At 66.3% G+C, this 23,229-nt stretch carries 15 protein-coding genes; 4 read left to right on the top strand and 11 right to left on the bottom strand.

Going from position 1 to position 23,229, the window contains the following annotated elements; all coding sequences use genetic code 11:
- Positions 1–97: 97 nt before the first annotated feature.
- Positions 98–1,189 carry a PfkB family carbohydrate kinase gene (locus tag ACZY1F_RS10905; protein ID WP_463941707.1) on the bottom strand — a complete coding sequence of 364 codons (1,092 nt, stop codon included), beginning with the start codon at positions 1,187–1,189 and terminating at the stop codon, positions 98–100.
- Between the two features lie 70 nt (positions 1,190–1,259).
- Between ACZY1F_RS10905 and ACZY1F_RS10900 the strand changes: the two genes are divergently transcribed.
- Entirely contained in the window at positions 1,260–2,687 is a 1,428-nt protein-coding gene (locus ACZY1F_RS10900) for a family 4 glycosyl hydrolase (protein WP_463941706.1), read from the top strand.
- On the opposite strand, the gene ACZY1F_RS10895 is transcribed toward ACZY1F_RS10900, so the two are convergent.
- On the bottom strand, positions 2,684–3,208 hold the full coding sequence (locus ACZY1F_RS10895; protein WP_463941705.1) for a GNAT family N-acetyltransferase: 525 nt from the start codon (positions 3,206–3,208) through the stop codon (positions 2,684–2,686). The two genes, ACZY1F_RS10900 and ACZY1F_RS10895, sit on opposite strands and share 4 nt — an antisense overlap.
- A 120-nt stretch (positions 3,209–3,328) precedes the next feature.
- Between ACZY1F_RS10895 and mshA the strand changes: the two genes are divergently transcribed.
- From mshA to ACZY1F_RS10880, 3 genes are all read left to right on the top strand, one after another.
- Positions 3,329–4,594 carry a D-inositol-3-phosphate glycosyltransferase gene (mshA, locus tag ACZY1F_RS10890; protein WP_463941704.1) on the top strand — a complete coding sequence of 422 codons (1,266 nt, stop codon included), beginning with the start codon at positions 3,329–3,331 and terminating at the stop codon, positions 4,592–4,594.
- A 112-nt stretch (positions 4,595–4,706) separates the two neighbouring features.
- Positions 4,707–6,395, top strand: coding sequence for a formate--tetrahydrofolate ligase (locus ACZY1F_RS10885; protein WP_463941703.1), 1,689 nt, complete (start codon positions 4,707–4,709; stop codon positions 6,393–6,395).
- A gap of 129 nt (positions 6,396–6,524) precedes the next feature.
- Positions 6,525–7,484, top strand: a complete 960-nt coding sequence (locus tag ACZY1F_RS10880) for a DUF559 domain-containing protein (protein WP_463941702.1) — start codon at positions 6,525–6,527, stop codon at positions 7,482–7,484.
- A 127-nt stretch (positions 7,485–7,611) separates the two neighbouring features.
- Here the strand turns inward: ACZY1F_RS10880 and ACZY1F_RS10875 are convergent, their stop codons facing one another.
- From ACZY1F_RS10875 to glmS, 9 genes are all read right to left on the bottom strand, one after another.
- On the bottom strand, positions 7,612–8,697 hold the full coding sequence (locus tag ACZY1F_RS10875) for an inositol-3-phosphate synthase (protein ID WP_056344223.1): 1,086 nt from the start codon (positions 8,695–8,697) through the stop codon (positions 7,612–7,614).
- A 159-nt stretch (positions 8,698–8,856) separates the two neighbouring features.
- Positions 8,857–9,894, bottom strand: a complete 1,038-nt coding sequence (gene mgrA / locus ACZY1F_RS10870; RefSeq protein WP_463941701.1) for an L-glyceraldehyde 3-phosphate reductase — start codon at positions 9,892–9,894, stop codon at positions 8,857–8,859.
- A 50-nt stretch (positions 9,895–9,944) separates the two neighbouring features.
- Complete coding sequence (locus ACZY1F_RS10865) at positions 9,945–12,614, bottom strand: hypothetical protein (protein WP_463941700.1); 2,670 nt, start codon at positions 12,612–12,614, stop codon at positions 9,945–9,947.
- A gap of 89 nt (positions 12,615–12,703) precedes the next feature.
- Positions 12,704–14,494, bottom strand: coding sequence for a malto-oligosyltrehalose trehalohydrolase (treZ, locus tag ACZY1F_RS10860; RefSeq protein WP_463941699.1), 1,791 nt, complete (start codon positions 14,492–14,494; stop codon positions 12,704–12,706).
- Positions 14,491–16,836: a malto-oligosyltrehalose synthase gene (gene treY / locus ACZY1F_RS10855; RefSeq protein WP_463941698.1), complete on the bottom strand. Its 2,346-nt coding sequence runs from the start codon at positions 16,834–16,836 to the stop codon at positions 14,491–14,493. Before treY ends, treZ begins: the two co-directional genes overlap by 4 nt.
- Positions 16,833–19,088, bottom strand: a complete 2,256-nt coding sequence (gene glgX, locus ACZY1F_RS10850; RefSeq protein ID WP_463941697.1) for a glycogen debranching protein GlgX — start codon at positions 19,086–19,088, stop codon at positions 16,833–16,835. The genes treY and glgX overlap by 4 nt, the downstream gene beginning before the upstream one ends.
- Positions 19,089–19,204: 116 nt before the next feature.
- A complete protein-coding gene (locus ACZY1F_RS10845; RefSeq protein ID WP_463941696.1) occupies positions 19,205–20,773 on the bottom strand; it encodes an NAD(P)H-hydrate epimerase in 1,569 nt (522 codons plus the stop codon).
- Between the two features lie 37 nt (positions 20,774–20,810).
- The gene (locus ACZY1F_RS10840) at positions 20,811–21,158 is read right to left on the bottom strand and encodes a holo-ACP synthase (protein WP_131131341.1); all 348 of its coding nucleotides are present in this window, start codon (positions 21,156–21,158) and stop codon (positions 20,811–20,813) included.
- 135 nt (positions 21,159–21,293) lie between these two features.
- A complete protein-coding gene (gene glmS / locus ACZY1F_RS10835) occupies positions 21,294–23,186 on the bottom strand; it encodes a glutamine--fructose-6-phosphate transaminase (isomerizing) (RefSeq protein WP_463941695.1) in 1,893 nt (630 codons plus the stop codon).
- Between the last annotated feature and the right edge of the window lie 43 nt (positions 23,187–23,229).

Raw genomic sequence — 23,229 nt, 5'->3', positions numbered from 1 at the left:
GCGGCCTGGCCGCAAATCACAGCGGGATAATCGCGGCGGGTTCCGGCGCCTCAGCGCCACATTCGGTGGCACTGAGGCAACGCCCCGACGTCGGCCGCTACGCGTCGGACAGGTGCGCGATGGTGGCGGTGGCCCGGCGCTGCGCGGCCAGGGGGACGTCGCTGATAATGTCCGCCAGGAAACCGAAGCGGCGGAGCCATTGGCTGCTCTGGCGCTCCGGCCGGGCGTTGGCCCGCTTCCACCAGTCGGCGACGTCGCCCCAGCCGGGGGCCGCCAGCGAACCGCCCACCTCCTGCACCGCCAGGGAGGCGCAGAGATTGGCGAAACGGAGCCGGTTTCCCAGCGGCCAGCCCGCCAGGCTGCCCACGATGAAGGCTGCGTCAAAGCAGTCGCCGGCCCCGGTGGGATCGAAAGCAGTCACGGGCAGCGACGGCACCCACTCCTCCTCCCCTGTTTCCGAGTCCACGGCCATGGCACCCTGCGCACCGAGCGTTACCACGGCCACAGGCACCCGGTCCGCCAGCGCATACAGTGCGGACCACGGATTGTCCTTCCCCGTGAAGGCCATGGCCTCGCGCTGGTTGGGCAGGAAGGCATGGAAATACTGCAGGTTCTCGAGCCGGACCGGTGACCACTTCCCGCTGGGGTCCCAGCCCACGTCCCCGAACAGTTTCACGCCGGCCTGCTGCGCGGCCACGGCCCACGGTTCAATCTCCTCGTCGAGCGCGGCGATGCCGGCGAGCGCAGTGGGCGGCGAACCGATCAGTTCCGACGACGTCACCGGGGCCGGGTGCCCATGCGTCACCAGGGAACGGTCGTTGTGGACGCTGAGCGAGACGGTGACCGGGGAATGCCACCCCGCGACGCGGCGCGACAGGCTCAGGTCAACGTGTTCCTGCCCGGCCAGTATTTTCCAGTTGTAGTCCCCGTAGCCGTCGTCCCCGAAGGCCGCTGCCAGTCCCGTGCGCAGTCCCAACCTCGCCGCGGCAATGGCCTGGTTCGCGACGCCGCCGGGGCAGCTGCCCATGCCCTCGCTCCAGATTTCCGTGCCCGGCTCGGGCGCGTGCGGCAGCCCTGTGAAGATGATGTCCTGGAAAACCGTGCCGGCCAGCAGCAGGTCGAACCCGCCGTCCGACGGTGTGCGGACGGTTGAGAGCGGATCGAAGCGGCGGTCCGGGATGGCGTCCATGTCCGGCAGACTACGCCCTGCCGCGGCGCCACGGTAGGGGCGCGCCCGGCCGCCCCCTAGACTGCTGACTATGCGGCTAATGATTGCCGGCGGCGGCGGATTCCGCGTGCCGCTTGTTTACCGGGCGCTGGCGTCCGGCGCTTTCGCGGGGTTGGTCAGCGAACTGGTGCTGTTCGACGTCGACCCCGCCCGCCTCAGTGCCATCACCGCGGTTCTGCGCGCCATGCCGGAGTCCGCCGACCGGGAAGGCGACCGGCCCCCGGCGATCAAGACAACCACATCACTGCCGGACGCGCTCCGCGGAACGGACATGGTGTTCGCCGCGATCCGCCCCGGCGGCACGGCCGGACGCATCGCGGACGAACGCGTGGCGCAGGAGCTGGGCTTGCTGGGACAGGAAACCACCGGAGCCGGCGGGATCTCCTATGCCCTCCGAACCATTCCCCGGATGCTGGAACTTGCCCTGCAGATGCGGGAGTTCTGCCCGGACGCCTGGCTGATCAACTTCACCAACCCGGCCGGCATGGTCACCGAGGCCCTGCTGCCTGTCCTCGGCAGGAAGGTCATCGGGATCTGCGATTCGGCGGGCGGACTGGTGCACCGTGCGGCCCGCGCGGCCGGCCTGCCGCTGCCGGACGGACGGCTCGACGGCGTGGGCTATTACGGTCTGAACCACCTGGGCTGGCTCTACCGGCTGGAGTCCGGCGGCCAGGATCTGCTGCCCGGCCTGCTGTCGGACCCCGTGGCCCTCCACACGTTCGAGGAAGGCCGGCTGTTCCCGCAGCCGTTCCTCGCGGAGCTTGGCGCACTTCCCAACGAATACCTCTATTACTACTACCAGCGCGACAGCGCCGCCGCGGCCATGCGCGCCATGGCCCAGACCCGAGGCGAGTCCATCCACCACCAGCAGGCTGAGCTGTACCCGCGGCTGGCCTCAGCCGGCCCGGACGCCTACGCTCTGTGGGACGCTGCCCGCCGCTCGCGGGAGGAAGGCTACCTCGCCGAGGCACGGACCCACGGAGAGCAGCGCGACGAGGACGACCTTGCCGGTGGCGGCTACGAACGCGTCGCCCTTGCCGTGATGCGGGCCCTGGCGGGGGCCGGGGAGGCCCGGCTCATCCTCAACACCGCCAACACGCTTCCGACCGGTCCTGGCGGGGCGGCCGCCCCCGGAGGCCGCCCTCCGGAACCAGCCCCTCCGGAACCAGCCATTCCGGGGCTGCCGGCGGACGCCGTCGTCGAGGTCCCCTGCACCGTAACGGCCGACGGCGCGGTGCCGCTTCCACAGTCAGCTCCGGGGCCGGAGCAACTCACCCTGCTCCGGCGCGTCAAGGAGATGGAGCGGCTCACTATCCGGGCAGCGACGCACGGAGACCGGGCGGCCGCCGTCGACGCTTTCAGCGGGCATCCCCTGGTGGACTCCCCCGCCCTGGGCGCCAAGCTGCTGGCCGGCTACGAGCTAGCGTTCCCGGCGCTGCTGGAGCTTTGGCGCGGCTAAAGCTTTCGGTACATCACGTGCAGGCCCACGTATCCGAGCGTCGGATGGTCGAACGCCTCTGGGATGGTGGCGAGGATTTCAAAGCCCATCCCCTGCCACGCGGTCACCGCACGGACATTGCTTTCCACCACGGCGTTGAATTGCATGGCCCGGAAGCCCGCATCCCCTGCCGCGGCCAGGGAGTAGGCGCACAGGGCCCGGGCCACGCCCTTGCCGCCGTGGCCGCTGTGGACCATGTAGCCGGCGTTTGCCACGTGGCTGCCGCCGCCGCCCTGGTTGGGGTGCAGCTCGCCGGTGCCGATCACGCCGCCGTCGGCCGTCACGGCCACAAAGGCCTGGCCGGGCGCGTCCTTGAACCAGCGGGCACGGGCGTCGGCCTCTGTGGTGTCCCGGTCCCAGGTGAACGTCTCGCCGGACCGGATGACGGGCTCCAGAACGGCCCACATGCCGGGCCAGTCGGCGTCCGTGGCGGGGCGGATCGAGTAGTCCGCGGAACTGGGCGGAGTTGTGGCTGCTTTCACACGCGCCACGTTAGCAGCCGCTCACGTGCCGGGAGGGCCGCCCGGGAGCGGCTGGAGTAGTGTTTTACCGAGTGGGCAACAGCGGGCCCACCGCCGCGCCAGCGGTGGGAAGGAGAAGCCATGACATTGATCCGCAGGGTCGCGTTGCTCTCCCTCCACACCTCCCCGATGGAGCAGCCAGGCTCCGGCGACGCCGGGGGGATGAACGTCTACATCCGGGAGCTGGCCTCGGCCCTGGCCGATACCGGCGTGCAAGTGGAGATCTTCACGCGCTCCACCTCAGCCAAGCAGGCCGCCGTCGAACATCCGAACCCCGGCGTGTGCGTCCACAACGTGCTGGCCGGGCCGCCGCGGAAGATCCCCAAGGAAGAACTGCCGGAGCTGCTGCACCACCTGGTGGCCGAGATCGACCAGATCCGCCAGCGCCAGCCGCACGGCCGCTACGACGTCATCCATTCGCACTATTGGGTGTCCGGGATCGCCGGCCTGGAGCTCGCGGAGCTCTGGGGTGTGCCGCTCGTCCACACGATGCACACCATGGCCAAGGTCAAAAACCTCCTGCTGGAGTCCGGCGAACAGCCCGAGCCGCGGCGGCGCGAGGAGGGCGAGCACCGGATTGTCGACGGCGCCGCCCGCCTGGTCGCCAACACCACCGCCGAAGCCGAAGAGCTGGTGTCCCATTACGATGCTGATTACGACCGCATCGATGTGGCGCCGCCCGGCGTGGACCTCAGCACTTTTACACCCGCGTTCCGCGCTCGGTCCCGGACCGAACGCGGTGTTTCGCTGGAGACGTTCCACCTGCTCTTCGCCGGCCGCATCCAGCGGCTGAAGGGCCCGCAGATCCTGCTCAAAGCCGCGGCCCTGCTTCGCGCCCGGCGGCCCGAGATCGATCTCCGGCTCACCATTTTGGGCGCCCTCAGCGGCAACAAGGATTTCAACCTCCGGCACCTGATCGCGGAGTCTGGACTTGACGACGTCGTCACGCACCTTCCCCCGGTCAGCGCCAGTGATCTCGCGTCCTGGTTCCGGGCGGCGGACGTTGTGGTGATGCCCTCCTACAGCGAATCGTTCGGGCTGGTGGCCATCGAGGCACAGGCCTGCGGGACGCCCGTGCTGGGCACCCGCGTGGGCGGACTGTCCCGCGCCATCTGCCATGGCCGGACCGGGCTGCTGGTGGACGGGCACCACGCCAAGGACTGGGCGGACGCGCTTGAAGCGATTTACGACGATCCAGACACCCGCGCCGACATGGGACGGGCCGCGGCCATCCGCGCGGAGAACCTGGGGTGGAACCGCACTGCCGCCATCACGCTTGAGACCTACCACGCCGCCGTCGAACAGCAGCTGGCCGGCCGGCTGATTCCGGCGGTGCCGGCACCGTAGTTCCCAACCCTCTCTCACCTTTGAGCCGATTTTCCCCAACCCTCCCTCACCGCTGATTCGTCGGCTGATAGATTGTCGCGCACAGAGTTCCGCACAGAGCCGAAGGACATCGATGTCTGAAAACGAGGGCCGAACCGATCTTGAGATCGCGCAAAAGGCCGCCATCCTGCCGATCGGGCAGATCGCCGAGCGAGCCGGAATCAATGCTGATGCCGTGGAACTGTACGGGCGTTACAAGGCGAAAATCGATCCGGCCCGGCTGCTGCTTCCGACGGGAATGCCCGCGGGCAAAGTGGTCCTCGTTTCGGCTATGTCCCCCACACCCGCAGGCGAGGGGAAATCCACCACCACCGTGGGACTCGCCGACTCCTTGGCCCGCGCAGGCCACAAGGTCATGATCGCGTTGCGTGAACCGTCCCTGGGCCCCATTCTGGGTATGAAGGGTGGCGCAGCGGGCGGCGGCTATTCCCAGGTCCTGCCCATGGACGAGATCAACCTGCATTTCACTGGGGACTTCCACGCGATCACCTCAGCCAACAACGCCCTCATGGCGCTCGTGGACAACCACATCTACCAGGGCAACGAGCTGAACATCGACCCCCGGCGGATGACTTTCAAGCGAGTCCTGGATATGAATGACAGATCGCTCCGAGAGGTGGTCATCGGCCTTGGCGGGCCGGCGCAGGGCGTGCCGCGCCAGGACAGTTTCGACATTACGGCGGCCTCCGAGATCATGGCCGTCTTCTGCCTGGCCACGGATCTCGACGATCTTCGCGAGCGCCTGGGCCGAATTACCTTCGGCTACAGCTACGACCGCCGGCCGGTCACGGTGGCGGACCTGGGCGTCCAAGGCGCCCTGACCATGCTGCTCAAGGATGCCCTCAAACCAAACCTCGTCCAGACCATCGCGGGGACGCCCGCCCTGGTCCACGGCGGCCCGTTCGCCAACATCGCGCATGGCTGCAACTCCCTCATCGCCACCAGAACCGCGCAGCAGTTGGCAGACATCGTCGTCACGGAAGCCGGTTTCGGGGCGGACCTCGGCGCCGAAAAGTACATGGACATCAAGGCGCGCATCGCGGATGTGGCACCGTCCGCCGTCGTGGTGGTGGCGACGATCCGGGCGCTCAAGATGCACGGCGGCGTCCCGAACCACGAGCTCACGGAGCCCAACGTCGACGCGCTGGCCGCCGGCGTTGGGAACTTGAAGCGGCACGTACACAACGTCGAGAAGTTCGGCATCGCGCCCGTGGTGGCCATCAACAAGTTCGCCACGGACACGCCAGAGGAGCTGGAGTGGCTGCTGTCCTGGTGTGCGCAGCAGGGTGTGCAGGCGGCCGTCGCTGATGTCTGGGGCCGGGGCGGCGGGGGCGACGGGGGCGATGAGCTGGCAGCGAAGGTCGCTGCCGCGGTGGCAGCGCCGTCGGACTTCCGGTATCTGTATCCCCTGAACCTGTCTGTGGAGGACAAGATCCGGACGATCGTCCAGGAGATATACGGCGCCGACGGCGTGGAATTCTCCGTGCCTGCCCTGAAGCGGCTGGCCGACATCGAAAAGAACGGCTGGGCCGGGATGCCCGTGTGCATGGCAAAGACCCAGTACTCCTTCACTGATGAGGCTTCCCGGCTTGGGGCTCCCAAAGGCTTCACCATCCACGTCCGGGACCTCATCCCCAAGACCGGCGCAGGCTTCATCGTGGCCCTGACCGGTGCCGTGATGACCATGCCCGGCCTGCCCAAGGAGCCCGCCGCGATGCGCATGGACGTAGACGGGCAGGGCAACCCGGTCGGCCTCTTTTGACCCAACGCTCTCTCACCTTTGGACCCATTCCTACGAACGCTCTCTCACCTTTGGGCCCATTCCTACGAACGCTCTCTCACCTGTGGATAACTTCTGCGGACGCCGGCTACTCTGAGGAACAATGCCGGTATGCAAACGCAGACTGCGCTTCCCGCCACATTGGCATCCGGCCCGTTTACACTCACCGACGCGAGAACAGTAGGCGTCCCTCGGGATCGTCTCCTCCGGCCCGACGTCGAGCACGTCAGCCGGGGACTGTACCGTCCTGCTGACTGGGATTTCGAACTTGAGGCGGCCGCCCGTGCGCTCTCGGCGGCCACTCCGGGTGCCTGGATCTCGCACGTGACGGCGGCACGCCTTCGCAGCTCATGCCTTCCACCGTGGCTCTCAGACTCCACGGAACTGCATCTCAGCAAGCTGCGCTCCTTGCCGAGCGTCCGCCGTAAAGGCGTGATCGGGCATACGGTGACCGCGGCTGATGACGAGGTCGAATCAGTTGACGGAATCCGCATCAGTACGCGGCCGCGCACGTGGCTGGACATGGCCCGGGTAGTGCCGCTGAAGGACCTCGTCTGCCTGGGCGACGAATTGATCCGGCTGCCACGGCAGGCGTTTGAAGGCCGCGATCTACCGTTCGCCACCCTTGAGGAACTGCACGCCCTGACGAACAGGCACAAGAACCTGCAGGGAATCGTCCGCGCCCGCGAGGCCTTGGAACTCATGCGGGTGGGAGCTGATTCCGGCCCGGAGACCCTGCTCCGGCTGGCACTGCTCGACGCCGGCGTCCCCGAGCCCCAGCTTCAGCTCAGGCTGCGTGAGGCAGACCCGCTGTCGCCGTCGGCGGATCTGGGATACCGTCACCGGCGCGTGGCCATCCAGTACGACGGAGGCCACCACCTCGTGCCCAAACAGCAGCTAAGCGATCGGCGACGGGACAAGGCCTTCGAAGCCGCTGGCTGGGCGGTCCTCACTTTCGATAAGGATGATCTGGCCGACGGATTCGAACGCGCCGTCAGGATGATCAAAAGGGAACTGCGGTCAGCCTGGTTGGATCCCGCCGTCGGGTCCGGCTTTGCGCGCTCGATGTAGTGAGAGAGCGTCCGATAAAAACGGCGTAAAAGTGAGGGAGCATCGCACGGGGCGTTAGACGCCGGACGCTCCCCCACCATCAAGTGAGAGAGCGTCCGTCCAAAACCCACCAAAGGTGAGAGAGCGTTTAGCGCTCGAGGTCGCCGCGGATGAAGGCCTCGACCTTTTCGCGGGCGAGGTCGTCGTTGAACTGTTCCGGCGGGGACTTCATGAAGTAGCTCGAGGCGGAGAGCAGCGGGCCGCCGATGCCGCGGTCCAGGCCGATCTTGGCTGCGCGGATGGCATCGATGATCACGCCGGCGGAGTTGGGTGAGTCCCAGACTTCGAGCTTGTATTCCAGTGACACCGGGGCGTCGCCGAAGTTGCGGCCTTCGAGGCGGACGAACGCCCATTTGCGGTCGTCGAGCCACTGGACGTAGTCGGACGGGCCGATGTGGACGTTGCGCGGTGCAATGTCGGCTTCGACGTTGGACGTGACGGCCTGGGTCTTGGAGATCTTCTTGGACTCGAGGCGGTCGCGCTCCAGCATGTTCTTGAAATCCATGTTGCCGCCGACGTTCAGCTGGTACGTGCGGTCCAGGGTGACGCCGCGGTCTTCGAAGAGCTTGGCCATGACGCGGTGCGTGATGGTGGCACCGATCTGGCTCTTGATGTCGTCGCCCACGATCGGGACGCCGGCGGCGGTGAACTTGTCGGCCCATTCCTTGGTGCCGGCGATAAACACGGGGAGGGCGTTGACGAACGCCACGCCAGCGTCGATGGCAGCCTGCGCGTAGAAGTGGGCAGCATCCTCGGAACCAACCGGGAGGTAGCAGACCATAACGTCGGCCTTGGATTCGCGGAGCGCGGCGACGATGTCAACGGGCTCTTCGGCGGACTGTTCGATGGTCTCGAGGTAGTACTTGCCGAGGCCGTCGAGGGTGTGGCCGCGCTGGACGGTCACGCCGGTAGGGGGCACGTCGGCGATCTTGATGGTGTTGTTCTCGCTGGCCAGGATGGCGTCGGCGAGGTCCACGCCCACCTTCTTGCCATCAACGTCAAAAGCGGCAACAAACTGGACATCGTTGACGTGGTACTTGCCGAACTCTACGTGCATCAGACCCGGGATCGTGGCCTGGGGATCGGCGTCACGGTAATACTGCACGCCCTGGACGAGCGAGGCGGCGCAGTTACCTACACCAACAATGGCAACACGAATCGGATTTGCAGACACGGAACTCCTTTGAAGAAAACTTCAGCCGCCAGGACGGTCAGTACCGGAAGAGTACGACGGCGGCACGCTGGCAGTGCGCCATTCGGCGCCATTTCATCTTACCCAACCAAGAGGGGGCCGGAAATGTTCCCGGCCCCCTTCAGTCGAAGCGTTACGTGGTTACTTTTGCTTCCACAGGTTGATGTCTGATTCCACGGCGAACTCGTCGATGGCATTAACCTCGTCCGCGGTGAAGTCCAGGTTGTTGACGGCGGAGAGGGTGTCTTCGAGCTGCCGGACGCTGGACGCGCCCACGAGTGCGGAGGTCACTGATGAGCCCTGGCCCTGATCGCGGAGGATCCAGCCGATCGCCATCTGCGCCAGGGTCTGGCCCCGGCCCTCGGCGATCCGGTTGAGCCCGCGCACGCGGTCCAGGTTCTCGTCCGTGATCATGGCTTCGTCCAAAGACTTCTGCTGCGCTGCCCGGGAATCCGCGGGCACGCCGTTGAGGTAGCGGCCCGTGAGCATCCCCTGGGCCAGCGGAGAGAAAGCGATGGAACCGGCGCCCACCTCTTCCAAGGCCTGGTAGAGGTTGGGGCTGCCGTTCTCGGTCCAGCGGTTCAGCATGGAATAGCTCGGCTGGTGGATCAGAAGCGGCGTACCGAGTTCCTTCAGGATCCGGGCCGCTTCGAGGGTCTGGGCCGGGGTGTAGGACGAGATGCCGGCATACAGGGCCTTACCCGAACGGACTGCGTGGTCCAGGGCGCCCATGGTCTCTTCCATCGGCGTTTCCGGGTCCGGCCGGTGGCTGTAGAAGATGTCCACGTAGTCCAGGCCCATGCGCTCCAGGGACTGGTCCAGGCTGGCCAGCAGGTACTTGCGGGAGCCAAAGTTGCCGTACGGGCCCGGCCACATGTCGTAGCCGGCCTTGCTGGAGATAATGAGTTCGTCGCGGTACGGCTTGAAGTCGTCCTTGAAGTGGCGGCCGAAATTGGTCTCGGCGGCGCCGTAGGGCGGACCGTAGTTGTTCGCGAGGTCGAAGTGGGTGACGCCCAGATCGAAGGCCCGGCGCAGGATGGCGCGCTGCACTTCAAAGGGCTTGTCGTCGCCGAAGTTGTGCCAAAGTCCGAGGGAAATGGCCGGGAGCTTCAGACCGCTGCGGCCGACGCGGCGGTAGGGCATGGTGTCGTAGCGGTTCTCCGCAGCGGTGTAAGTCATATCTACCATCCTGCCAGCCATGTCTCACATAACAGCACAAAATCGAACTATTAAGCCCGGAGCTGAGGTCCGGCCTGAGGCAATCCACCCACGACGTCGTCAATCGCCTTTTGGTATTGGGGCGCCTGCAGGTAGTCGCTGTGGCTGACCACGAGGAACTGGTACGTGAACGGATCCATCTCCTGGGCATAGGGATCTGCCCCGGCGTTCTCGGCACCTCCCGGACCCTGATAGAGAACCGGGAAACCGAGGTAGTCGGTCTTCCGGTAGAGATTCACCCATCGATTCGGCCCGGGCCCGAGGACGTGGCTGAGATTCACATCGAACTGGACCGTCGGTTGGCCCGTGATGATGCGCTCATGGTCCGGACCTCCGGCCGCGGTGAGTTTTGTCCGGCCCACCGGTGCCGTGGCGAGCACGGCCGGCCCCAGGAGTTCCGGGAAGAACCGGCCAAAATAGGACCTCAGTTGGGTGCCGTAGGTCAGCAGGCCGATCCTGTTAAAGGGCAGGTCAGGCCGTGTGGACTTGAGGTGGAACAGAGCGCTGACGGCGATCACCGCTCCCAGGCTGTGCGCGGAGATCGCCACCATGCCGGTCTTGGCAGGCGGCGCGCCGTCCGTACCGTCCAGCCAGGCGGCGATCCTGGCGGCAAATTCGGGGACCGCCCGCTCGCCATAACTCGGCGGACCGAACGGGTGCGCGGTCTTGGGCATAAAGCACATCAGGTCCCAGAGGAGTGCCAGTGGCCGGGAGTTCGGTTTGGCCGACATCACGGCCAAAACGGCAATCGTTGTGCCGGCAGCGGCAAGTCCAAGGGCCCCCATCCCTTCGAGGAACCCGTACAGACCAGCCGAGCCGGTGACCAACCAGTCCTTTAGGGCCCCCAGACCCAGGGCTAAAAGTAGTCCTAGGAATATGAGGATGGCCAGCAGCGAGACCACAGCTTCTGCACGGTGCGCGAGGGAAGCGGTCCGCCGTGCAGAGACAAGTTTCCGGGCGGCGGATTTCTGGTGCGGCAGGGGCGGCAGGGCGCCATAGGCTCCGAGGAGGTCCGCAACTGCGTTGGCCTCCGTGTTCCATGCCATCGAGCGCACTGCTTTCCACGAGCACAGGATCCAGATGATGGCCGCCCCCAGAATCACGGCCAGGAGCAGCCCGCTGAAGGCCGTGAAGACCGACGGCGGAACCAGGACGTCGTCGGCGATGGGTCCGAATCGCCACATTTCATCGTTAGTGGTGCTTCGCCGTTCGTAGTTGCGCTGCAACAGCGTTGCGGCGGCTCCCACAATCGCGCAGCTGAGGATGGTGGCCGTTCCCAGTGCGAGCGTCGCCAAGACGGCCGAGCCTTTACCCCGCCAGCCCAGCGTGCGCCTGTCGTGTCCCTTCCTCGCGAGAAGGCACATGCTGAAGATCAAGGCCAGCATGACCAACATGAGCCCTGCAGGGGCCAAGCCAAGACCCAGCATGACTTTTGCCCCCGTGCCGGCGGGTACGCCACCGCTGAAAACCGATACTGCCACCGCTGCGAGCGTGGTGGCACCGGCGACCCAGGCAATCGGCCACAGCCACGGCGCGCCGTTCCGGGAGGGCAGATCGGGATTCTCCGAGGACTGCCGGACCGTTTCGATCGCGGCGGCGAGCACCGTTCCGGCGGCAACCAGCCACACCACCAGCATGATGAAACCGAAGGGCCAGATTCGCTCCGGTGCCAGATTCGCGATGCAGGCCGTGAGCGTCTTCAGGCTTCCGCAGTTCTCGGCGTCGATTCGCGTCCAGAAGCCATCCCACCCGATGATGGCGGCAACCGCGGCCAGCGACGCCCACACATGCAGCCAACCGTTGTAGCGGACCATATCGTGTGCAACCCATATGTCCCGGATCATGAGGCTGGGGATGACCTGTGGTTCTTCGCTTGCCGTTTCGGGCGGTACGGGCGAGCCAGGCCGAAGGTTCGGCCTGGGGTGAAACCGGGTCCGTGCCAAGTATGCGATGGCAGCCACGATGCCTACGGTCACAAGGGGTATCAGTGCGAACAAGGCGACACGACGGCCGCGGGTCCAGCCGGCCAGGCCGTCCAGGAACGCAGGCAGCGCGGAGCAGACACGGCGTTCCTGGTCCGGAACGTCGGCCGGAAAACATTGGACGGCGATGAGGTCCATCGAGACCACGGCCGCCGTCACCACAAAGTAGAGGGTCAGAACCAGCGCGAAGAGCCGGATCCGTCCCGCGCCGTCGCCCCCGTGCTCTACTCCGTCGGCGTAGTCGATGTGCGGTTCTTCCTGCCCGGACACCGGGTCCGTAACCGCCTGCTGCTTCACGGCGGGCAGCGGGCGGCTCCAGTACGCGGCATTAGTCAGTCCGAACGGCATCAGCAGGAACCACGCCGTCCGGACCGCAGCGTCGGCCACTTTGCCGGCCACTCCTACCCCGGTGAAGCGTGCCAACCGGCCCCAGGAATACGCCTCCACCACGCGCGGGCTGCCACCGTGGGCAGCGGCGCCATCGCCCGCAGCACCGCCCGCACCGGAGTCCGCAGCGGCTCCTGTCCCGGACTTGGCCCGGTAGAACCCAGCAAGCTCATCACCCCAGGACAGCTCGACGTCGTCGGGCGTGAGTGACCGCTTGCCCGATCGGAGGAGCTCGTGCGGCGGCGTGTTGCGGATGCCGTGGATCCGGAGTTCAAGCGTGGCAGGAACCGTACTATTCGCTGGTTCACCCATGACGGCCTCCATCGCCCGTACACCTCCGAGCCGCCCGTCACGGCTGGTCAGTACGCGAATAGTACGCCCGGGTCACTCCAGTGTCTACGTTATCTCGAGGTTACTTCCGCCCCAGCAGTAAGAACCGCCCCACTGTGCGCCGCCAACACGAACGAATCGCCGTCCAGCAGAGTGGCCTCGTCCGTCGACAGCAGCACCGTGCCCCCCACACCGTCCAGCCGCACCGGCGACGCCGAGAAGTTCAGCAGTACCTCAACGGACCCGCGCCGGAAGCGCAACCAGCGGGCGTCGTCGTCGAACGTCACGTCCGTTTCCTCGAATCCCAGCCCGGCCAGTTCGGGGTAAGCGCGCCGCAGTGCGGTCAGCGCCCGGTAGAGCGCGAGGAGCCGCGCGTGGTCACCCTCAGCGGCCTCCTCCCAGTTGAGCCTGGAGCGCCGGAACGTTTCGCGATCCTGTGGATCCGGGACGACGGCGGGATCCCACCCCATGCGTTCGAACTCGCGGATCCTGCCCTCCGCCGTCGCCTTGCCCAGTTCCGGTTCGGGATGCGAGGTGAAGAACTGCCACGGCGTGGACGCGCCGAATTCCTCGCCCATAAACAGCATGGGCGTGAACGGCGAGGTCAGCGTCAGCACTGCGGTTACGGCCAGCGGGCCGTACGGCAGTGACTGGGACAGTCTGTCGCCGATGGCCCGGTTGCCGATTTGGTCGTGGTTCTGGCTGCACACCACCAGTGCCGCGGGGTGGACCAGCGAGGTATTGATGGGCCGGCCGTGATGGCGTCCGCGGAAGCTGGAGTAGCTGCCGTCGTGCAGGAAGCCGTCCTTGAGGACCTTCGCCAGGACGCCGAGCGACGCGAAATCGCCGTAATACCCTGCGGTCTCGCCGCTGACGTTCACGTGCACGGCGTGGTGGAAGTCGTCGCTCCACTGCCCGGCAAGGCCGTAGCCGTTGGCATCGCGGGGGTAGATCAGCCGCGGATTGTTGAGGTCCGATTCGGCGATGAGTGTTTTGGGAAGCCCTGTCTCCGTGGAGATGGCATCGCCCAGCGCGCCGAACTCTTCCAGGAGGTGCACCGCCCGCTCATCGCGGAGTGCATGGACGGCGTCCAGGCGCAGCCCGTCCACGTGGTAGTCGCGCAGCCACAGGGCCGCGTTGTCCAGGATGTATTCACGCACGACGTCGGATCCCGGGCCGTCGAGGTTGACCGAATCGCCCCATGTGTTGGCATCGCCCTGCTTGAGGTAGGGGCCGAACTTGGGTAGGTAGTTGCCGCTGGGTCCGAGGTGGTTGTAGACCACGTCCTGGATGACGCCCAGCCCGGCGGCGTGGGCGGCGTCCACAAAGCGCTGGTAGGCCGCGGGCCCGCCGTAGCCTTCGTGGACCGCGAACCACTGCACGCCGTCGTATCCCCAGTTGTGGGTGCCGTTAAATCCGTTGACGGGCAGCAGCTCCACGAAGTCGATGCCCAGGTCCGCGAGATAACCGAGCTTGTCCGCGGCGGCGTCCAAAGTTCCTTCGGGGGTGAAGGTTCCCACGTGGAGTTCGTAGATGACCGAGCCACGCAGTTCCTTCCCCTCCCAGCCGGCGTCCTGCCAGGCGTATGAGCCGGGATCGAAGGTGCGGGAGAGAGCATGGACGCCGTCCGGGAGGCGGCGGGACCGGGGGTCCGGCAGCGGGTGCGTTTCGCCGTCGAGCAGGTAGCCGTAGTCCACGTCTGCGTCCGCCGGCGCGTCAGGCGCGGACCACCAGCCATCTGCGCCGGAGTCCCCGGACACCTGCTTCATGGGGTACTGCTGACCGTTGGCGAGCAACGAGACAGCCGAGGCGTCCGGGGCCCAGACATCGAACCGGCCGGGACCGTGGTGCGTCAGGCTCATGCGTTGTCTCCGTTCACGGGCGCCAGCAGCGCCACAGGGTAAGGCTGGAGGATATCGGCCACAGGCACAGGGCCCGGGCCGTGCGTACGTCCGGTCAGTTCGTCCCGCATTTCCGTGGAAAGTTCGACGGCGGTGTCCCGCCACCCGCCGGCGCGTTCCAGTCCGAAGGGAAGCCGAGTTGCCAGGGTCAAGGCGCCGGGTGTGCCGCCTGTGCCCTTGCTGTCCGCCCCACGGTCGAACGCCACCAGGTGGTCAGCGGCGGGGCCGGAAACAAAAACGGGACGGTGGCCCCGGAACAGTTCGGGCCGGTCCCGGCGCAGCCGGAGCGCCCGAGAGGTCACCAGCAGCTTGGTGGACTCCTCCCGGAAGTCTGCCGGGAGTGTGCCCGCATCCTGTGCGGCCAGGGCAGCTAAGCGGCGTTCAAAGTCCACGGGCCGCCGGTTATCCGGGTCTGTCAAGGACCGGTCCCAGAACTCGGTGCCCTGGTACACGTCAGGGACGCCAGGCATCGTCAGCTGGATGATCTTGGCCGCCAGCGAGTTGGTTGCGGCCAAGGCATCCGTCCGGGCGACGAAGTCCTCGATCACCGTGGCGACCCTGGCGTCGTCGAACGCTGCATCCACGGCGGCCTTGACGCGTGATTCAAACTCCGTATCAGGGTTGGTCCACGTGGTGGAATTGCCGGCCTCGCGGGCAGCCTTCTCGGCATACCCCTGAAGCCGTTCCCGGGACGCCGGCCACGCTCCGATGACTGCCTGCCACAGCAGGGTCTCGAACGGACCGTCAGGCACCGGGGCCAACTCCCGAAGGGTGGTCAGCGTAGCAGTCCACTCAGCCGGGATCTCCGAGATCACGGAGATCCGTGCCCGGGTGTCCTCGCTGCGTTTGGTGTCGTGCGTGGACAGCGTGGTCATGGAGAGTGGCAGTTCCTCCTGCCGGCGCCGCATGCGGTGGTGGAATTCCTCAACGGACACCGAGAACTCGGTGGGTTCAGCTCCCACCTCGGTCAGCGTGCCCAGCCGCGTGTAGCGATAGAAAGCCGTGTCCTCAACACCCTTGGCCATGACCATCCCGGAGGTTTGCTGGAAACGCACCGCAATGGGATTGGCAGGATCGAGAAGCAACGGGAGGAGAGATCCCACGGCCTGGGCAAGGTCAGGACGGTGTTCCGCCGCGGACCCGCAGGCTTCCTTCAACACCTCGGAACCTAGCGGAAGGTAGCTGCGGTAGACCGGGAACGAGGCGATGATCTCGGCGATGGCATCCGCAGCCTGCTCCACGGAAAGCCCCTGGGAAGCGGGGACCAGACGTGCCAGCCTCAGCACCTCCGAGCGCAGGATGCCGTCCGCAATCATCCTCTTGGTACCCCGGATCATCGTCGCGTAATCGGCGGGGACATCCGTACCCCGCAGGGCCGCATCCAGTTCGTCGAGCGCCGCCTCGCCGGCCGGGTCCACCAGGACCCGGTCCACGTCGGACAGGGCGTCGTAGCCCGTGGTGCCCTCGCAGGCGAACTCCGTCGGGAGCTCCTCCCCCGGCTCCAGGATCTTTTCGACCAGGACGTAGCCACCCCCGGTGAGGTCCTTGAGCCAGCGAAGGTACCCGGACGGATCCGCCAGACCATCAGGATGGTCGACGCGCAGCCCGTCAACCAGGCCTTCGTCGAACCAGCGCTTTACCTCGGCATGAGCCTGGTCGAAAACCCAAGGGTCCTCCACCCGGATGCCCGCCAGGGTGGTGACCGCGAAGAAGCGCCGATAGTTCAGTTCGGCATCCGCGCGGCGCCAGTCCATCAGCTCATAGTGCTGGCGGCTGTGGACCTCCTGCGGGGAATCCCCCGGCGTGTAGCTACCTGCAGCCAGCGGAAACCGGTGGTCGTAGTATCTGAGCTCGCCATCCTTGACTTCGAGCTTGTCCAGGTCCGCATCCGATCCCAGCATGGGAAGACGGATCTTCCCGCCTGCCAGGTCCCAGTCGACGTCGAACGCTTCCGCGTACGGCGAGCCGCGTCCTTCCTGGAGCAGCGACCACCACCACGGGTTCTGGGCCGGCGTGGCCACGCCCACATGGTTGGGGACGATGTCCACCAGCACGCCCATGCCATGGTCCCGCGCGGCTGCGGAGAGTGCCAGCAGCCCTTCCGGACCGCCACGCTCCGGATCCACCGACGACGGATCCGTCACGTCATAGCCGTGGTCGGAACCGTGTTCCGCCGTCAGGATCGGAGACAGGTAGACCCAATCCACGCCCAGTGACTTCAGGTACGGAACGGTCGCGGCAGCATCAAAGAGCGTGAAGCTGCTGCGGATCTGGAGCCGGTAGGTGGATGCCGGAGCCTTCACTTGGCCTGGTCTTTCGGCTTGCTGACCTTCTTCGTTTTCTTTGGCTCCGGCACGGTGGGCGTGCTGAGTGCTTCGGTCTCGCTGGTGCTCGTCTGGGTCAGTGCCGCCAAGGACGCAGCGACTGAGTGGTCCGGTTCGGCTTCCTCCACCATGTGGGCTCGAAGGACCACCAGGGACTTGGAATCAACAGGAATGGCCTGGCCAGCCTTCACCGGTGCAGTGTCAGCGTTGTGGCCGGCAGTGTCGATGATGATGTCCCACGCGGGTGCGTATTCGTCATTAGGAAGGGTGAACTTCACGATGTCGTCATGCGCGTTGAAGTACAGCAGGAAGTTCACATCGGTGATCCGGCGCCCGCGGACATCCTTGCCTTGGATCCCGTCACCGTTCAAGAACATGCCCACCGAACGGCCGAAGCCGCTGTCCCAGTCCTCGGGTTTCATGGTGTCGCCGTCGACGTCAAGCCATACGATGTCCGGCAGCCGCTCGCCTTCGCCTCGCAGCACGGGGCGCCCGTCGAAGAACCTGCTCCGACGGAAAGTGGGGTGTTTGGCCCGCAGCGCGTTGACGGCGGCCGTGAACTCTACGAGGGGCTGGTCGATGTTCTCCCAGTTGATCCACGTCAGCTCGGAGTCCTGGCAATATCCGTTGTTGTTGCCCTGCTGCGTGCGGCCCATTTCGTCACCGTGCAGCAGCATGGGCACACCTTGGGACAGCAGCAAGGAGGCAATGAAGTTCCGCTGCTGGCGGGCGCGCAGCCCCAGGACAGCAGGATCGTCGGTGGGACCTTCGGCCCCGCAGTTCCAGGACCGGTTGTGGGATTCGCCGTCGTTGTTGCCTTCGCCGTTGGCGTCGTTGTGCTTCTCGTTGTAGGACACGAGGTCCGCCAGGGTGAAGCCGTCGTGGGCGGTCACGAAGTTGATCGAGGCCACGGGGCGGCGGCCCGAGTGCTCGTAGAGGTCGGCGGAGCCGGTGATGCGCGAGGCGAATTCGCCCAGGGTGGCCGGCTCGCCGCGCCAGAAGTCGCGGACCGTGTCGCGGTACTTTCCGTTCCATTCCGTCCACTGCGGCGGGAAGTTGCCCACCTGGTAGCCGCCGGGTCCAACATCCCAGGGTTCTGCGATGAGCTTGACCTGGGACACCACGGGGTCCTGCTGGATGAGTTCGAAGAATGTGGAGAGCTTGTCGACGTCGTAGAACTCACGGGCCAGGGTGGAGGCGAGGTCGAACCGGAAGCCGTCCACGTGCATTTCCGTGACCCAGTACCGCAGCGAGTCCATCAGCAGCTGCAGCGAGTGCGGCTGGCGGACGTTCAGCGAGTTGCCCGTGCCCGTGTAATCCATGTAGTGCTTCTCGTCGCCCTCCATCAGCCGGTAGTACGACGAGTTGTCGATGCCCTTGAAGGACAGGGTGGGGCCGAGGTGGTTGCCTTCGGCGGTGTGGTTGTACACCACGTCAAGGATCACCTCGATGCCGGCCCGGTGCAGGGAACGGACCATGGCCTTGAAGTCCTGGACTTGCTGGCCGGTATCGCCCGTGGAGCTGTAGGTGTTCTGCGGCGCGAAAAAACCGATGGTGTTGTAGCCCCAGTAGTTGTTCAGGCCCTGGTCCTGCAGCGTGCCGTCATTGACAAACTGGTGCACCGGCATCAGTTCAATGGCGGTGACGCCGAGCTTCTGCAGGTGCGAGATGACGGAGGGGTGCGCCACGCCAGCGTAAGTGCCGCGCTGCTCCTCGGGGATCTCGGGGTGAAGCTGGGTGAGGCCCTTCACATGGGCCTCGTAGATCACTGACTTGTGGTACGGGACCCGGAGGTTGTGGTCGCCGTCCCAGTCGAAGAACGGGTTGATCACCACGCCCATCATCATGTGCGGCGCGGAGTCGTCGTTATTGATGGAGTCCGGCTCGCCCAGGTTGTAAGAGAAGAGTGCAGGGTCCCAGTCCACCTGGCCGTGCACGGCCTTGGCGTACGGGTCCAAGAGCAGTTTGTTGGGGTTGAAGCGGCTGCCAGAGTCCGGGTCGTAAGGCCCGTGGACGCGGTAGCCGTACTTCTGGCCTGGCTGGACCTGCGGGACATAGCCGTGCCACACGTAGCCGTCCACTTCATCGAGCCCGAAGCGCGTTTCCACGCCGTCGTCATCGAAGAGGCACAGCTCCACTTTTTCGGCGTGTTCGCTGAACAGCGCAAAGTTGGTGCCGGTTCCATCAAAAGTGGCTCCAAGCGGATAAGCCGATCCGGGCCAGATTTCCATGCATGCTCCTCATTGTTGTGCGCCAACGCGCTCCGGACACTCCGGACCACGCTGCCGTGCAGAACCTATGCCTACCGTAACGGGTGGCTGTGACTATTACGTTTCCCGGCCACCTATTAACTAAGCATGCTGACTTTACCCCAAGTCTCCGGTATGGCATCCGCAATCCTGCCGGCCGTCAGCGGGCCGCCGCCAGAGCCGGCCGCTCCCGCGAGGCCGTGGAGGCTGGCGCCGAGTGCAGCAATAGCTGCCCAGCGCTCGTCCGGATCGATGCCCGCGTCACGGAATCGCCCGACGTCGGACCCCAGCTGGGCGAGCAGCGCACCGATGATCCCGGCCAGGACGTCGCCGCTTCCGGCGGTGGCGAGCCACGCCGTGCCGTCCGCCTGGCTGTAGAAATCCTGGAAGGGCGACGCGACCAACGTGGTGGCGCCTTTCAGCAGGACTGTGGCCTCGGTCAGCACCGCGGCATGCCGGGCAGCACCAAGGGTGGAAGCCTCAACGGCGGCACGGTCCGGGGCGGGATCAAAGTCTGGGCTGTCCGGGGACGAGCCGAGGCGCTGGAGGAGGGATGCCAGTTCGCCGGCGTGCGGCGTCAGCACCACCTGCGGCCCCAGGACCGCGGGCAGGGCAGGCAGCGCCCCGGCGTCGGCAATCACGGGCAGGCCGGATTCCACGGCGTCGCGGGCGCGCCGGAGCTGTTCAGTATCGCCGGGGCCCATGCCTGAACCCACCAGCCACGCCTGGACGTGTGTGTCCCCCACGGAGCCAGCGCTGCACACCACTTCCGGGCAGGACTGCCGCACCAGGTTGGCTACCTCGGGCGGGCCCAGGTAGCGGACCATGCCCGCGCCGGCAGCCAGCGCACCCCGGCAGGCCAGCACGGCGGCGCCCGGATAATCGGCGGATCCGGCCACAACGCCCAGGACGCCGCGGGAGTACTTGTGCGAGCGCCTCCCGGGCCGCGGCAGGAGCCGGGCCAGGTCCGCCGGCTCAAACCTGCGCAACGCCGGCCACGGCAGTTCCTCTTCAATGCCGATGGGCACAACATGGACGCGGCCGGCGTGATCGGCGCCCGGGTCGGCCAGAAGCCCCACTTTGGCTGCCCCGAATGTTACGGTCACATCCGCGGACAGCACCGGCGCATGGGCTTCCCCGGTGTCGGCGTCCACGCCGCTGGGGACATCGCAGGCCACCACAAGCCCCGGCTCCCCGGATGACAGGCGCACATCCGAAAGACCCCTCATCAGGTCGGCGGCCGCTCCGCGAAGGCCCCCGCTGGCGCCCGTACCCAGGATTGCGTCAATCACGACGTCGGCACCCGCCACGTGTGCCGCCAGCTGGCTGGAGTTGGATTCGGTGAGGAGGTGCACTCGGCCGCCAGCGCGCTCAAAAGCCGCCAGCGCCTCGGGGTGGGCAGCTCCGGCGGTGAGCACCGCCGTCGTACGCATTCCCCTGGCAGCCAGGAACGAGGCGGCGAAGAGGCCGTCTCCCCCGTTGTTGCCTTTGCCCGCCACCACGGCCACGCTGGCGCCGTAGAGCCGCCTGCCGAGTGCCTTCAGCTCGTGGACCACCGCGTTGGCGAGCCCGTGGGAGGCCCGTTGCATCAGAACAGCGCCCATCCCGGCATTCAGGAAAGGCTGTTCGGCCGCCCTGATCTGGGTACCGGTATAGGCGCTGATCATGGGGTCAGGTCCGCTGGTGGGTTGAGCAGTGCGTGGCTCAGCCTTCGGCCAACACCGTGGCGGTGGCGATCCCGCCGTCGTGGCTCATGGAGACGTGCCAGCGTTTGACGCCCTTGGCCTCGGCCACCGCGAGGACGGTGCCTTTCACCTGGATGGTGGGGCCGTGCTGGTCCAGGCCGATCCAGCAGTCCTGCCAGTTCATGCCTGCCGGCGCGCCGAGGACCTTGGCCACGGCCTCCTTGGCGGCGAACCTCGCGGCCAGCGAGCGGGTGTTCAGTTCGCGTTCCGCGGGCACGAACAGCCGGTCCCGGAGCCCCGGGGTGCGCTCAAGCTGGCGGCCGAACCGCTCGATGTCTACAACGTCTACGCCAATGCCAACAATCATGGCGCTATTCTACGGGGACGCTCGTGACCTGCTGCGCACAGCGCGCTGCGCGTCAGTCAACAAAAGCCCCGAGCCTTAGGCTCGGGGCTTTTGTTTCCCTGGCTGCTAACCGGCGCAGGGCCGGTCAGGCCGCGGTTACTCTACGGTGACGCTCTTGGCGAGGTTGCGGGGCTGGTCCACGTCGTAGCCCTTGGCCGAGGCGAGGGCCAGGGCGAAGATCTGCAGCGGGACCGTGCTGAGCAGCGGGGCCAGCAGCGTGTCGGTCTCGGGGATGTAAAAGACGTGCTCGGCGTAGGCCTTCACGGCCTCGTCGCCTTCTTCGGCGATCACGATGGTCTTGGCGCCGCGGGCCCGGACTTCCTGGATGTTCGAGACGACCTTGGCGTGCAGCGAGTCGCGGCCGCGCGGGGAAGGGACCACCACAAACACGGGCTGGCCTTCCTCGATCAGCGCGATGGGGCCGTGCTTGAGCTCACCGGCGGCGAATCCTTCGGCGTGGATGTAGGCGAGCTCCTTGAGCTTCAGCGCACCTTCCATGGCAACCGGGAAGCCCACGTGCCGGCCCAGGAAGAGCACCGATTTGGCATCCTTCATGGACTTGCCGAGGTCCTTGATCTCGCCCTCGTGGTCCAGGATCGTCTGGATCTTGGCGGGGATCTTGTTCAGGTCCGCCAGGATGTCCTTGATCTCACCCTGGAACTTGTTCCCGCGCAGCTGCGCCAGGTACAAGCCCAACAGGTACGCGGCGGTGATCTGCGCCAGGAACGCCTTCGTGGAAGCAACCGCGATTTCCGGACCGGCGTGCGTGTAGAGCACGGCGTCGGATTCCCGCGGAATCGTGGATCCGTTGGTGTTGCAGATCGAGACCGTCTTGGCGCCCTGTTCCTTGGCGTACCGGACCGCCATCAGCGTGTCCATGGTCTCCCCGGACTGGGAGATCGAAACGATCAGGGTGTTCGCGTCCACGATCGGATCGCGGTAACGGAACTCGTGCGAGAGCTCCACCTCGGTGGCGATCCGGCACCAGCGCTCAATGGCGTACTTGGCCACCTGCCCGGCGTACGCGGACGTGCCGCAGGCCAGGACAATGATCTTGTCCACGTGCTTGAGCAGTTCCGGGTCGATCCGCAGCTCATCGAGGGTCAGTTTCCCGTCGATGTCCGAGCGGCCCAACAGGGTCTGCAGCACGGCGTTGGGCTGGTCATGGATTTCCTTCTCCATGAAGGACGGGAACCCGCCCTTTTCCGCGGATTCCGGATCCCAGTCCACCTTGTATTCCTTGCCCTCGGCCGGGGCGCCGAAGAAGTCGGTGATTTCCACTGTGTCTGCGGTGATGGTGACGATCTGGTCCTGGCCCAGCTCAACGGCACGGCGGGTGTAGTCAATGAACCCGGAAACATCCGAGCCCAGGAAGTTCTCGCCCTCGCCCAGGCCAACCACCAACGGCGAGTTGCGTCGGGCCGCAACCACAACGTCCGGCTGGTCAGCGTGCACGGCGAGGAGGGTAAACGCACCCTCAAGGCGCTGGCAGGCGAGCTGCATCGCGGTGGTCAGCCCGCCGTCGGACGCCCCACCATCGAGCTGCGTGCGGAAGATATCGCCCAGCAGCACGGCCGCGACCTCGGTGTCCGTTTCGGACTCGAACGCGTAGCCCTTGTTCACCAGCTCCAGCTTGAGCTCGGCGAAGTTTTCAATGATGCCGTTGTGGATCACGGCCAGCTTGCCGCCGTCGGCCAGGTGCGGGTGCGCGTTCTGGTCCGTGGGGCCGCCGTGCGTGGCCCAGCGGGTGTGGCCGATACCGGTGAACGTCTCCGGCAACGGGTGTTCCTCCAGCTCGGCGAGGAGGTTGCTCAGCTTGCCGGACTTCTTCCGGGACTCGATGGACCCGTGGGACACCACCGCCACGCCCGCGGAGTCGTAACCCCGGTACTCAAGGCGGCGCAATCCCTCAAGGACTACATCCAACGCACTGTGACCGGCATTCCCACGGTCAGCAGAATGGCCCACATATCCCACGATTCCACACATGCGCCCCAGCTTATCGGCAGCGGGTTGAGATCTAAACTTACGG

It is taken from the genome of Pseudarthrobacter xylosi (assembly GCF_055412765.1).
This window is presented reverse-complemented; position numbering and strand designations above follow the sequence as displayed.

Excerpts from the sequence above, each read along its gene's own strand:
- ACZY1F_RS10905 (WP_463941707.1), bottom strand. The coding sequence starts at position 1,189 with ATGGACGCCATCCCGGACCGCCGCTTCGATCCGCTCTCAACCGTCCGC.
- ACZY1F_RS10900 (WP_463941706.1), top strand. The coding sequence starts at position 1,260 with ATGCGGCTAATGATTGCCGGCGGCGGCGGATTCCGCGTGCCGCTTGTT.
- mshA (WP_463941704.1), top strand. The coding sequence starts at position 3,329 with ATGACATTGATCCGCAGGGTCGCGTTGCTCTCCCTCCACACCTCCCCG.
- ACZY1F_RS10885 (WP_463941703.1), top strand. The coding sequence starts at position 4,707 with ATGTCTGAAAACGAGGGCCGAACCGATCTTGAGATCGCGCAAAAGGCC.
- ACZY1F_RS10880 (WP_463941702.1), top strand. The coding sequence starts at position 6,525 with ATGCAAACGCAGACTGCGCTTCCCGCCACATTGGCATCCGGCCCGTTT.
- mgrA (WP_463941701.1), bottom strand. The coding sequence starts at position 9,894 with ATGACTTACACCGCTGCGGAGAACCGCTACGACACCATGCCCTACCGC.
- ACZY1F_RS10865 (WP_463941700.1), bottom strand. The coding sequence starts at position 12,614 with ATGGGTGAACCAGCGAATAGTACGGTTCCTGCCACGCTTGAACTCCGG.
- treZ (WP_463941699.1), bottom strand. The coding sequence starts at position 14,494 with ATGAGCCTGACGCACCACGGTCCCGGCCGGTTCGATGTCTGGGCCCCG.
- glgX (WP_463941697.1), bottom strand. The coding sequence starts at position 19,088 with ATGGAAATCTGGCCCGGATCGGCTTATCCGCTTGGAGCCACTTTTGAT.
- ACZY1F_RS10845 (WP_463941696.1), bottom strand. The coding sequence starts at position 20,773 with ATGATCAGCGCCTATACCGGTACCCAGATCAGGGCGGCCGAACAGCCT.
- ACZY1F_RS10840 (WP_131131341.1), bottom strand. The coding sequence starts at position 21,158 with ATGATTGTTGGCATTGGCGTAGACGTTGTAGACATCGAGCGGTTCGGC.
- glmS (WP_463941695.1), bottom strand. The coding sequence starts at position 23,186 with ATGTGTGGAATCGTGGGATATGTGGGCCATTCTGCTGACCGTGGGAAT.